Source organism: Aquirufa lenticrescens (genome assembly GCF_019916085.1).
GTDB lineage: Bacteria > Bacteroidota > Bacteroidia > Cytophagales > Spirosomataceae > Aquirufa > Aquirufa lenticrescens.
In genome coordinates, this window is sequence record NZ_CP049834.1 from 1,920,051 (window position 1) to 1,932,995 (window position 12,945).

Consider the following 12,945-nt stretch of genomic DNA (forward strand, 5'->3'; position numbering starts at 1 on the left):
TGATGACTATGAATATTTCGAACCATAACGAAGCCTTATTGGCTGGGCATACCCGCCGATTGGATTTCTTGAAATCCGAGGTGAACTTGCCAGCCGGCATTTTGCAGAAATTAAAAGATTTTCAAATCGCGATTCCCTCTTGGGCCTTAGGCACGGGAGGAACCCGTTTTGGTCGCTTCTCCGGCGGAGGCGAACCGCGTAATTTGGAAGAGAAAATCGCTGATGTGGGTTTATTGCACGCCCTGAATCAGTCATCCGGCGCGATTTCGTTGCACATTCCCTGGGATATCCCTACGGATCCTGCGGCGATTCGTAATCTGGCAGTCCAACACGGTTTGGCATTCGATGCCGTGAACTCCAATACTTTTCAAGATCAAGCGGATCAAGCGCATTCCTATAAATTCGGATCCTTGCAACACGTTTCTGCAGCGACTCGGAAACAGGCGATTGATCACAATATTGAGGTAATTAAGCATGGAGTTTCGCTCGGTTCAAAAGCCTTAACTGTTTGGTTATCTGATGGATCTTGTTTTCCAGGTCAGTTGAATTTCCGTCACGCCTATGAGCGCACGGTGGATAGTTTGCGGGAGATTTATGCGGCGCTACCTGCCGACTGGTCTTTGTATTTGGAATACAAAGCCTACGAGCCGAACTTCTATTCGACGACTGTGGGTGACTGGGGTGCGTCGTATTCAATGGTGAATAAATTAGGGCCACAAGCAAAGACTTTGGTGGATTTAGGACACCATTTACCGAATGCGAACATCGAGCAAATCGTTTCGATCTTGTTGATGGAGGGTAAATTAGGCGGTTTCCACTTTAACGATTCGAAATATGGCGATGATGATTTGACGGCTGGGTCAATCAAACCATACCAATTGTTCTTAATCTTCAATGAATTAGTGGACGGGATGGACGCAAAAGGAATGAATCATGCCAAAGACCTAGGTTGGATGATCGACGCCTCACACAACGTAAAAGATCCCTTAGAAGATTTATTGCAATCGGTGGAGGCAATTCAAATCGCCTATGCACAGGCATTATTGGTGGACCGCGCGGCCTTAGAGGCAGCACGCGAATCGAATGATGTGGTGCGTTGCCAAGAGATTTTACAGGCTGTGTTTCGTACGGATGTGCGGGCATTAGTGGCACAGGCTCGTTTGGAATTAGGCGGAGCATTAGATCCGATCGCCCTATTCCGTCAGGAGAAAATGCGGGAACAACTTATCAAGTCTCGCGGTGCAAAAACAGTAGCGACTGGATTGTAATATGAGCGTTAAAACACCTGTCATCGCGGTATTTGACATCGGAAAGACGAATAAAAAGGTCTTTCTGTGGGATACTTCGTTTCAGATTGTGTTTGAGAAACAACAGCATTTTGCAGAGATTGTAGATGAGGATGGATTTCCTTGCGAGGATTTGCCGGCACTTCAAAAATGGATTGTTTCCACGTTTACAGAACTTTGCCAAATGCCAGAATTTGAGCTCATCGGCTTGAATTTTTCTGCCTATGGCGCTTCGTTTGTATATGTGGATCGAACGGGGGAGCCGGTGGCGCCCTTGTATAATTATCTAAAACCTATTGCAGAGCCTTTTCCCTATGCAGATTTTGGAGGGGAGGCGGAATTTGCGCGCAAAACGGCATCACCCATTTTAGGGAATTTGAATTCTGGATTGCAGGTGTATGCGGCTCGTTCAAAGCCTTTTTGGTCGGAGGTGTTCAAAGCCTTTCATTTTCCTAATTACCTCGCATCCCTATTTACGGGAAGATTTTTATCTGAGATTACCTCCATCGGTTGCCACACCGCTTTATGGGATTTTGACAAGGGGCAATACCATCCTTGGGTCTCAGCTATTGAAGATAAACTACCTCCAATAGCCAGCGAGTCTAGTATGGAAATGGATGGAATAAATTACGGGTTCGGCCTACATGATTCCTCTGCAGCTTTAGTACCTTATTTGCGCACGGTTTCGGATGAATTTGTACTATTATCCACGGGGACTTGGTGCATTGCTATGCATCCGTTCAATGAATCGCCCTTGACAGCCGAAGAATTAGCGAATGATGTCTTATGTTATCTGCAGCCCAATGGAAAACCTGTGAAGGCATCTCGCTTATTTGGAGGGCATTTTCATGAGGAGCAGGTGGCTATGATGGAGCAGCATTTTGGCGGATCATTTAAAGATTTGAAATTTTCAGACGAAGTGTTTGAATTAAAATCGAAAGCTTCTTCCGTTTTCGAATGTGCCTTCTCTTCGCGAAATTTAACTGATTTTACAGATTTGGCTTCGGCTTATGATCAATTCATGGTAGATTTAGTAGGCCAACAAATCTATAGTTTGAATTTGTTGCTGAAAGAGGCACCGGTCAAACAATTGCTTGTCGATGGCGGTTTTAGTAAAAACGAATGGTATATGCGCTTGTTGGCACATGCCTTCCCCGAAATAGAAGTGTATGCCGCAGAAGTGGCACAAGCCAGTGCTTTAGGGGCTGCTTTACTAGTTTACGAAGGGGAATTACCCCAAAATTTAATTCAATTGAAACGATATTAGGATGCGCGTTGCCCTGTTTGTTCCATGTTACATTGACCAATTCTATCCGCAAGTAGCGGTGGCGAGTTTGGAATTGTTGGAAAAATTGGGTTGCGAGGTTATCGTTCCTACTGACCAAACTTGTTGTGGCCAACCGATGGCCAATTCCGGTTTTGCGTCAACGACGGAAGGTTGCGATGCGAATTTTACACATAATTTTGCCGGTTTTGATTACATCGTAGGACCTTCGGGTTCATGTGTGTTGCATTTGAAAGAGCATCATCCATCGGAGAAAATACGGAATTCGGTGTATGAGATTTGTGAGTTTTTAACGGATATTTTGAAGATCTCGAGCTTGTCAGCTAAATTTCCACACCGGGTCGGATTACATCAAAGCTGCCACGGACAGCGCGGTTTGCGTTTAAGCTCGATGACAGAGCGCAATGAAAAACCCTTTTCTAAGTTAGAAGATCTACTGGGACTCGTGGAAGGTGTTGAAATTTTAAAACCTGAACGAGCAGATGAATGCTGTGGTTTCGGTGGAACCTTCTGCGTAACGGAAGAAGCTGTTTCCGTGAAAATGGGAGTGGATCGAATTAAAGAACACGACGTGAATGCGGTAGAATATATCGTAGGTGCGGATACTTCATGCTTGATGCACATGGAAGGGATTTTGCGTCGCCAAGGTTCCAAAGTTCAGGTAATACATATAGTTGAAATATTAAATCATGAGTAGCCACGCTGAAGCTTCGGAGAAATTTATTGCGGATGCTGAGCGGACCGACTGGCATGATGAGACCTTGTGGTTTGTCCGCGAAAAACGCGATATGGCATCGAAGGTTTTACCTGAATGGGAAGCGCTTCGTGAACATGCCTCCCAAATCAAAGATCATACCCTAGCAAATTTAGGCAGCTATTTGCAAGCCTTCGAAGCGAAAGCGCAAGCAAATGGAATTAAAGTGCATTGGGCTAAAGATGCGGCAGAACATAATGCGATTGTTCACCAGATAATTGCCGATCAAGGTTCTAAAATCTTGGTGAAGAGTAAATCGATGCTAACGGAGGAATGCCACCTCAATGATTATTTGGCAAAAAAAGGTATCGAAGTTGTAGATACCGATTTAGGTGAACGCATTGTTCAATTCAGAAAGGAAGCGCCAAGTCACATTGTTTTGCCTGCGATTCATCTGAAAAAAGAGGATGTAGGGGAGACGTTCCATCAGCATTTAGGAACGCCAAAGGGCAATAAAGATCCCCAATTTCTAACAGAGGCCGCTCGCCAACATTTGCGTGGGCATTTTCTAGCCTCTGAAGTGGCCATCACCGGAGTGAACTTCGCTATTGCAGAAACAGGTGAATTTGTGGTTTGCACGAATGAAGGAAATGCGGACATGGGGGCACATTTAGCCAAAGTCCACATCGCTTGTATGGGGATCGAAAAGATTATCCCGAAAAGAGAGGATCTAGCCGTGTTTTTGCGTTTGCTAGCTAGAAGTGCTACAGGGCAATTGATCACGACCTATTCCTCCCATTTTCATAAACCACGCGAAGGACAAGAGATGCACATCGTCTTGTTAGACAATGGTCGCACACGTCAGCTCGCTGACCCGAAATACAAGAATTCATTGAAATGCATCCGCTGCGCGGCGTGCTTTAACACCTGTCCAGTATACAGAAGAAGTGGGGGACATAGTTATCATCAACCAGTGGCTGGACCGATTGGCTCCATTTTAGCGCCAAATATTGACAAGAAGGCCAATGCAGATTTGCCTTTTGCTTCCACGCTTTGTGGTTCTTGTTCGAATGTTTGTCCGGTAAAGATTAATATCCACGAGCAATTGTGGTTTTGGCGTCAAGACTTGATGGCGGCTGGATTAGCTCCAGTAGGCAAAACGATAGGCATGAAGCTGATGGCGTTCACCTTTGCCCATCCTGCGATTTATCGAATAGGAGGGTCGCTACTGCGGAGATTTGCGTCCCTATTAAATACAAGATTAAATCCTTGGTACAAACAGCGGGAAATGCCAGAAGCACCCAAGGAAAGTTTTCAAGAATGGTATAAGAAACGATGAGCGTAAGAGAAGAAATATTGGGGAAAATTCAAGCTCAAAGCGAAATGAAACATCCGGGAATTTTTCAAGGAGCTTCTGTGGATTTTGATTTCAAAGCTTCTTTGGAGGTGGTAGGAGCGCGTGTTTTGACCGCCGAAGCATTGGAAATCGAATTTCCAAGTAGGCGTAGATATGACAAAACCTTAGATGGTTTGAGTTTAGCCGAAGTGGAAGTATTAGAAATCGATGGCGAATTTGGAGTTGCGGAAAATGGGGCGATTTGGTTGACGGAAGAAGCGTTGCCGCATCGCGTGGCGCCGTTCATTTGCCAACATTTAGTGATCAACGTTTCTAAAATAGTTCCGAATATGCACGCCGCTTATGAAGAATTAAAAATGCCAAACTCGAGTTTTGGTTTATTTTTAGCCGGTCCATCTAAGACCGCGGATATTGAGCAATCGCTCGTGATTGGGGCACATGGCGCTCGGAGTTTAACCGTGGTAATTCGGGCTTAATTTTGTATTTTTGCTTCGTATGAAGCCCATTTTCTTCTTTTTTGTCCTGTTTTTTCAGCTGTCAGCGCAAGCCTTTCAAGGCACGCAGGAGAAAATCCAACGCTACAAACCCTTCATTGATTCCTTGTCTCTAGTCTACGGGATTCCTTCGAAATTAATTATTGGGGTAGGGATCTGTGAATCCGGTTTTGGCCAGTCTAAACAATCCATTAAACAAAATAATTACTTTGGGTTACGCGGTAAATACGTGCGTAAAAAGAAGTCGAGTTTTAAACATTATGCGAGGCCAGAGGATAGCATGGTAGATTTTTGTGAGGTTTTGGCTAGCAAAAAATACTACACAAATTTGAAAGGGAATCCTGATCCGATGAAGTGGACGCGAGCAATGGCGAAGGCGCGTTATGCGGCGAATGCGAAACGCTGGATTCGGTTAATGAAAAAATCCTTTACGTTGATTGATTAGATGAAAAGGTTTTATCTGTTTTGGGCGGCTCTTTGTTTTATTTTAGCGTGTTCTGCGCTGTATTTGTACAGTTATATCCCCAGCACGTATTTACTTGCGGATCAAGAAATCAAGAAGTTATTTGAGATAGAAAAACCCGTGGAGCAGGTTTCGGAAATTATCACGGTAGCGAAAATTGACACGATTCCCACGTATGTCGTCCCTTCAGATACAGCCCAAATGGTCTATTCTGCCATTCCTGAGCCTATTTTGCCGGACTCTAGTGTGGATGATTCCACGCAGCATCGGGTGCTTTTAATAGGGGACTCGGAAGCCGGAGGGATGAAAAATGTGTTGAATGATTATTGCCAAAGCAACGGCCACAAACTCGTCGCCACCGTCGAATGGGCTTCAGCCACTTCCTTGAACTTTGCGAAATCCGATACGATTTCCAAGATTATCAAACGCTACCGTCCCACTTTCGTTTTCGTTCTTTTCGGTCTAAATGAAGTCCTAGCGAAGGATTATTCAACGCGTAAAAACCTCGCAAAAAGTTTTCATAAACGCCTGAACGGCCTTCCGTATGCTTGGATAGGACCTACGAATTGGGGTTATGATTATGTCGTTTCTGATGCTTTTCAAGCGGCGGCTGATTCCGCTGCCTTTTTCTCGTCTAAGCATTTAGTTTTACCTAAAGCGACTGATGGCAGACATCCTTCTTTGTCGGGATACCGCATTTGGATGGGAAATGTGGCGAATTGGTTACAGGAATCGAGTCGTTGGAAGATACGGATGATGCCGCCAGAGCGGTTTGGCTATCCGAAAAAATACAAAGCAATTGTGTTAAATGCAGCAGATTATAGAGGTTATTAAGCAGGCGTTTGGGTCGATCCCCTTTGAGCAGCTCCTTCGTGAATACCTGCTGTATTCCACGAAAGAGCCCTGGTTTTTTACGGAGTTTTCGTTCCTATTTACATTCGGGATTTTTCTCTTTTTCTATGCGCTCCTTTTTACCCAAAATGCCCTGCGCAAAATCTATTTAATCGCTTTTAGTTTATTCTTTTATTATAAATCGAGCGGCCCTTTTTTAGCCCTATTTGTATTCCAAATCGTAGTTGATTTCCTTTTCGCTCGTAGAATAGAACGGGCTGAAGGCAACTCAAAGCAAATTTGGATGAGCGTCGCCGTTCTGTTTAGCCTTTCTTTCTTGCTATATTTTAAGTACCCTAACTTCCTTTTAGAGAACACGAATTGGCTCTTATTGACGCATTTCGAACCAGTAGATTTGTTTCTTCCCATTGGGATTTCCTTTTATACCTTTCAGTCGATTTCCTATATTGTGGACGTGTACCGCGGAGAGATTCGGTCCTCCAAAAGCTTCCTCGATTATGCTTTTTACATGACCTTTTTTCCACACTTGGTGGCGGGTCCCATTGTTCGGGCGAAGGATTTTTTAGGCCAAATAAATTCCCCAGAAAACCTGGATGCTCGCCGCTACAAAGAAAGTTTGTTTCGGATTGTGACTGGACTGATCAAGAAATTATTGATTGCAGATTACCTGGGAAAATACGTGGATATGGTATTTGAAAACCCAGCCTTTTATACGGGAGGGGAGAATCTGTTGGGTGCTTTGGCCTATAGCTTCCAGATCTATTTTGACTTTTCTGGCTATTCCGATATCGCTATTGGATTAGCTTTGCTGTTAGGTTATCGCTTGAAGGAGAATTTTGAAAATCCGTATGGATCCTCGAATGTGACCGAATTTTGGCGCAAATGGCATATTTCACTCTCCACTTGGCTTCGTGATTACGTCTACATCCCGTTAGGTGGAAATAGAAAAGGTACATTTAATACCTTTCTTTTTTTGTTGATCACGATGTTAGTAGGTGGTTTTTGGCATGGGGCTAGTTGGCAATTTGTTTGCTGGGGAGCAGCACACGGATTAGCGCTGGCACTTCACAAAGCGGTTCACAAGCACCTTCCGGAAGGCAAATGGATGGACTTTATGGGCGGTATTTTTACGTTCAGCTTTGTTACGTTCTGTTGGATTTTCTTCCGAGCGCGTGATTTCGATACGGCTGTGTTAATGCTGAATCAAATGGCCATAGCGACTTCGGAAGCTGATTTTGTTGGTTTTTGGTTTTCTCGGAATGAACTGGCTATTTTGCTCGTGACCCTTTTAGCTTGGACTTTAATTCCTGGAGATTGGAAGCGAAAAGCATTTGAAGGAACATTTTATGTGCCATCCTTCTTTTGGTTTTTCATCTTATTAGCAGCCCTACAATTAATCATTCAATTCCGAGACACCTTAGTGCAACCCTTTATTTACTTTCAATTTTGAGGCATCTATTTCTGCTTTTCTGGGTGTTATCGCTTCCTCTTTTTGCCAAAGTGGATTCCACCCAAGTCTGCCATTCTTGCAATGTCATTCGGCGGGATTCAGATGTAGCTGAATTAGCACCTAAATGGAAATCCGGAACATTAAAAGTTCTGCATCTTGGGGATTCCCACGTACAAATTGGCCATTTTTCAAGCGAGATAAAACGGCTGTTAGGTGTTCAACAGGAAGGAATTCAATTCCCTTACAGCCTTGCTAAAAGCGTTGATGGCCGAGTCTTGAAGTCCAAAGCGAGTGGTCGCTGGGAAGGAACATCCATTCTAAAACCATCCGCTGGTTGGAATATTGGTTTAGCCGGTTATGCCGTTTCTACGCGTGATAGTACCGCACAAATCACCTTTACTTTAAAGGATTCCCTGGCTAGGTTTAATCAGATTCGGGTTTGGACTAATTCAGATTCTTGTGCAATGATTCCAGATGTAGGACCGGAATTTACTTTGGATAAACGTGGGCAAAGTGGAAACGTGGCCTATTGGGATTTTAAAAGCTATACGCCTGTAAGTCAATTTACCCTAGCTCTTCAAAAAAGCGCTTCAAATCAAGATGAGTTTACCCTACACGGGGTGGAGGTTTTGTCCAATGTAACCAGTATCGATTACCAAGATTTAGGCGTGGCTGGAGCGCAGTTTACGCATTTGAAATCTCGTGGGAATGTAGATTTGGACCAAATTGAACTCCTAAAGCCGGATCTACTGATCTGTTCCTTTGGAACCAATGAAGCCTATAATGCAAACTGGAATCTGGCAACCTACCGCCAGGCACTTGTCGAATTTATGCAAGAAGTGAAGTCCAAATCCCCCGGAACCGTTTTTCTATTTACTAGTCCACCAGATACGCGAAGTCAAAAACGCATCCCCAAATTTCAGCAAGAGGTCGTTCAAATCTTGTCTGATTTGCCTGCAGCCTATTATGATTTGAATCAGGTGATGGGTGGTTTTGGTTCAAGTGCAGAATGGGTAAAAAATGGTTGTTTTCTGAAGGATCAATTGCATTTAACGAAAGAAGGGTACCAGTTGCAGGCTAAACTTTTTGTTTTGGCCTTATTCAAATCCTGGGGAGAATCTGCCGCCTCCGAAATTTTACAAAATCAGGTCAATCAGCACACAGTCAGCATCGGAATTCCTAAATAATTCCTATATTTAGTGCAAAACCTGTTTAATCTATGTCAGTTTCAAGAAGGAAATTTATAGGACAATCTGTTCTAGGTTTGGCTGCATTTAGCATCGTGCCACGCCACGTATTAGGAAAGGGCTTTTTAGCCCCATCTGATCAATTAACCAAAGCGATTATTGGGACCGGAGGAATGGGGCGGGGGCACATACCTTATGCAGGAACGCGAGTAGTTGCGCTATGTGATGTGGACAAGAAAAACCTACAGCTTGGATTAGATAAAGTAGAAAAAGGAGTAAAATCATTTCACGATTACCGGGAGATGATTCAGTTGCCAGAAGTCGATATTGTACACGTGGCCACTCCGCCTCATTGGCATGGAATTATGGCGGCAGATGCGGCAAGAGCAGGAAAAGATATTTGGTGTGAGAAACCGATGACACGTACGATCGGGGAGGGTAAACGCCTCAAAGAAGCCGTTCAGCAGCATGGACGAATTTTTAGGCTTAATACCTGGTTCCGCTTTGAAGGCAACTTCTATGGAATGAATACAACCGTAAAACCAATGAAAAAGGTGGTCGATTCTGGGCTATTGGGCTGGCCATTGAAGTTTACAGTGAGTAAGCATACCGGTTTTGATTGGAAATTTTACTGGGTAGGGAAAACGGATTTGACGCCGCAACCGGTGCCTTTGGAATTAGATTACGAAAGTTGGTTAGGGCCAGCGCCCTATAAACCTTATAACGTTCACCGTACCCACCAAACCTTCCGCGGCTATTGGGATTACGATGGAGGTGCGCTAGGAGATATGGGGCAACATTATTTGGACCCGATACAATACATGCTGGGAAAAGATAACGAGTCGCCGGTGTACATCGAAGTGGATGCGCCTGTGCAAGATAAAGACGCCGTGGGTATCTTTAATCGCATTACCTATACGTATGCAGATGGATGCCAAATCGTGTTAGACGGCGAAGCCAAAGACGAAAAAGTCGCTTACATCGAAGGCCCTAAAGGGAAATTGTACCGCAATATGCAGTCGGATATTCCGGATTTGGCAAAAAAACTAGCCGAATTCCCGGATCCCGTGATGCAACAAACGGATTTCGTTGATTCTGTCAAAAATCGTAAGAAATTTGCCTTGAATGAGGAAAATGGACACCGTTCTTGCACCTTAATTAACCTGGGTTTAATCGCGATGCGCGTGCACCGCAACTTGAAATTTGACCCCATCAATCAAGTCATTGTGGGGGACGATGAGGCAAATCGCCTAATGGATCAACCGATGCGCGCACCTTATATTTTATAAAACGATGAAATATCTATTCCTATTTTTATTGATTGGTACCACGGTGTTCGCGCAAGACGCGAGCCGCGTGGAACAAAATCGCCTCCGTTCTCTAGCAGAGAAAGGCGACTTTTCTAGCTTGAAATCCTCGGCTTATGTCCTAAAAGGCGCCTATGATCCCACGCAAGTGACGGAATCCTATATCCAAGCCATCTCGAAAAACAGAGCGGAATTGCTGGCCTATTTGGCGATTGGTTTGACGGAAAACGCGGAGATGAAAACCATGGCTCATTTGGATGCAGCGGTTTGGTTACAGCGTTACGCAGCAGCAAGACCTCAGGTGATGGCGTTTATTTTGAAGAACTATTTAAGTGCGCCGCGCGATTTTCAGCTTTTGAAAGCGGCAAGTAAATCTTGGGATGCCACGCACGCTCAAGCGTTTGTAAAAGCGGTAGGTACCTATAAAGCTGCATGGGCTGTTCCGGCAATGCCTTCGGGTTTTACCAAGGAAAAAGCCTTGGCTTTGTTGCAAGTGGGCGGCGTAAATAATCTGGCGACTGTGTGGGCCCTATTAGCCTCATCTACAGAATCGACGCTTGAAATAGCCGATTTTTGTACATATCTTAAGGCAAATGACTTCTTCAAAAAGGCTTTAGCGAACTATGAAAATGCCAGTCTAGCTCAAAAATCAGTATTGTTTGTGTATGGATCTTCGCGTCAATGGCCTGAGGTGAAACCTTTGGTTTGGCGATCTGTTCAGTCGAATGCCGTAACTCGCGCAGTTGGATTCTATGCCTTACCTTATTGGGTATCGGTAGCAGATTTTGATATTATCGCGGGCAAATTAGGGAATGCTGATTTAGCTAATGAAGTGAAATCGTTGCAACAGGCAATGGCTCAAATCACTCGACAAGATGGCACGTTAAATAGCAAAATTACTGCCTTCGCTCTGCAGGCTACTCAAAAAGCGAATTGGATTCCTTTCGTACAAGAAGTGGAAAACCTAGGTTGGTTGTATGCAGAAGCTAAGAAAACGAAAAACGAAGAGGCTATTCGTGCTTTCGCACGGATCAATGCGAAGTTGTTTAAAAATGTAGATCAACAGGTTTTGAACTACCGCAATGCGTTGGATTTAACGGCTAACTTGGAGACGCGGGAGCAGATTTTTAAGGGTTTGGCAAAATGTAATTCACTTTCAGCGATGCGTACGCTTTACCTCGGATTACAAGATCCTAATGTTCGCCAATACGCAGCAGATGGTTTAGCGACTCTCTATCTGGCTAATCCAGATTTCAGAGGTCAAATGACGAAGGAGTGGGTGCAAGAAGTGTTTTGGCAAATAGCTGATCCTGCGGTTCGCGAGAAACTGAATGATGCTTTTAAAATCGCTGATCGTGGATTTTACACGATGTACAATGGACAAGATTTACGTGGTTGGAAGGGACTTGTAGCGAATCCAGTGAAGCGCAGAACAATGTCTGCTGATACATTGGCTTTGTTACAAGTAAAAGCGGATGAAGTTATGCGCTCAGGATGGGAAGCGAAAGGAGAGGAGCTGCATTTTACAGGGCATGGTGACAATTTGTGTTCGGTGAAAGACTACCAAGATTTTGAAATGTATGTCGATTGGAAAATCGAAAAGGACGGAGATGCCGGTATTTATTTGAGGGGATCTCCTCAGGTGCAGATTTGGGACATTTCACGTACAAATGTGGGAGCGCAGGTAGGTTCTGGAGGTTTATACAATAACCAAATCAATCCACGCAATCCCTTGAAAGTGGCGGATAATCCGATTAATGAATGGAATACCTTCCGCATCATCATGAAAGGCGAGCGGGTAACGGTATACCTAAATGGCGAATTAGTGGTGAATGACGTACTTTTAGAAAATTATTGGGATCGCAAAATTCCGATTTTTGTCAAAGACGCGATAGAATTGCAAGCCCACGGGAATCACATCGTTTACCGTAATATTTATGTAAAGGAATTAAAGCCATCGACAGCCTATGTGGCTCCAGAAGCAGACTTTACTGCCTTATTTGATGGTTCCTCTTTATTTAATTGGACCGGAAATACGACGGACTATTTCCCATCTAACGGTGAATTAGTGGTGGATCCGACCCGTGGAGGAAAGGGTAATTTGTATACCAAAAAAGAATACGGTGATTTCCATCTCAAATTCGATTTTCAATTAACGCCTGGGGCTAATAATGGCTTAGGCATTCGCGCACCTTTAGAGGGAGATGCGGCTTATGTGGGGATGGAATTGCAGATTTTGGACAATACAGCGCCTATTTATGCGAAACTTCAACCCTATCAATACCACGGTTCCGTTTACGGAATCATTCCGGCGAAGCAAGGTTTTTTAAAACCGGTGGGAGAGTGGAACGAAGAAGAGGTAATCGCTCAAGGAAATAAAATCAAAGTAATTTTAAATGGAGAAGTTATTCTAGACGGGGATATCGCGCTGGCTACAAAAGACGGTACGGCTGATCACAAAGAACATCCAGGATTGTTAAACAAATCAGGTCATATTGGGTTTTTAGGACATGGTTCTCCTTTGAAATTTAGAAATATTAGAATTAAAGAATTGATCAAGAAAAAATAGA

General features: G+C 44.0%; 11 protein-coding genes. All 11 read left to right on the forward strand.

The genetic code is table 11. The annotated features are described in order from the left end of the window. The first annotated feature begins 8 nt into the window (after positions 1-8). From G9X62_RS08550 to G9X62_RS08600, 11 genes are read left to right on the forward strand one after another with little or no spacing between them, the layout of a single operon-like run. Positions 9-1,268: a TIM barrel protein gene (locus G9X62_RS08550; RefSeq protein WP_390654047.1), complete on the forward strand. Its 1,260-nt coding sequence runs from the start codon at positions 9-11 to the stop codon at positions 1,266-1,268. Position 1,269: 1 nt separating this feature from the next. Beyond that, on the forward strand, positions 1,270-2,553 hold the full coding sequence (locus G9X62_RS08555; protein ID WP_223130307.1) for an FGGY-family carbohydrate kinase: 1,284 nt from the start codon (positions 1,270-1,272) through the stop codon (positions 2,551-2,553). Position 2,554: 1 nt separating this feature from the next. Next, positions 2,555-3,268 (forward strand): (Fe-S)-binding protein, encoded by a 714-nt coding sequence (locus G9X62_RS08560; RefSeq protein WP_223130308.1) that lies wholly within the window; start codon positions 2,555-2,557, stop codon positions 3,266-3,268. Continuing rightward, the gene (locus G9X62_RS08565) at positions 3,261-4,604 is read left to right on the forward strand and encodes a lactate utilization protein B (protein ID WP_223130309.1); all 1,344 of its coding nucleotides are present in this window, start codon (positions 3,261-3,263) and stop codon (positions 4,602-4,604) included. Before G9X62_RS08560 ends, G9X62_RS08565 begins: the two co-directional genes overlap by 8 nt. Beyond that, positions 4,601-5,098 carry a LutC/YkgG family protein gene (locus tag G9X62_RS08570; protein ID WP_223130310.1) on the forward strand — a complete coding sequence of 166 codons (498 nt, stop codon included), beginning with the start codon at positions 4,601-4,603 and terminating at the stop codon, positions 5,096-5,098. The genes G9X62_RS08565 and G9X62_RS08570 overlap by 4 nt, the downstream gene beginning before the upstream one ends. A 19-nt stretch (positions 5,099-5,117) precedes the next feature. Further along, entirely contained in the window at positions 5,118-5,561 is a 444-nt protein-coding gene (locus G9X62_RS08575; protein ID WP_223130311.1) for a glucosaminidase domain-containing protein, read from the forward strand. Continuing rightward, positions 5,562-6,413: a hypothetical protein gene (locus G9X62_RS08580; RefSeq protein WP_223130312.1), complete on the forward strand. Its 852-nt coding sequence runs from the start codon at positions 5,562-5,564 to the stop codon at positions 6,411-6,413. Beyond that, positions 6,388-7,881, forward strand: a complete 1,494-nt coding sequence (locus G9X62_RS08585) for an MBOAT family O-acyltransferase (RefSeq protein ID WP_223130313.1) — start codon at positions 6,388-6,390, stop codon at positions 7,879-7,881. Before G9X62_RS08580 ends, G9X62_RS08585 begins: the two co-directional genes overlap by 26 nt. Next, positions 7,878-9,068, forward strand: coding sequence for a GDSL-type esterase/lipase family protein (locus tag G9X62_RS08590; RefSeq protein ID WP_223130314.1), 1,191 nt, complete (start codon positions 7,878-7,880; stop codon positions 9,066-9,068). Before G9X62_RS08585 ends, G9X62_RS08590 begins: the two co-directional genes overlap by 4 nt. Before the next feature lie 32 nt (positions 9,069-9,100). Then, a complete protein-coding gene (locus G9X62_RS08595; protein ID WP_223130315.1) occupies positions 9,101-10,357 on the forward strand; it encodes a Gfo/Idh/MocA family oxidoreductase in 1,257 nt (418 codons plus the stop codon). 4 nt (positions 10,358-10,361) lie between these two features. Then, on the forward strand, positions 10,362-12,944 hold the full coding sequence (locus G9X62_RS08600; RefSeq protein WP_223130316.1) for a 3-keto-disaccharide hydrolase: 2,583 nt from the start codon (positions 10,362-10,364) through the stop codon (positions 12,942-12,944). Position 12,945 lies beyond the last annotated feature (1 nt).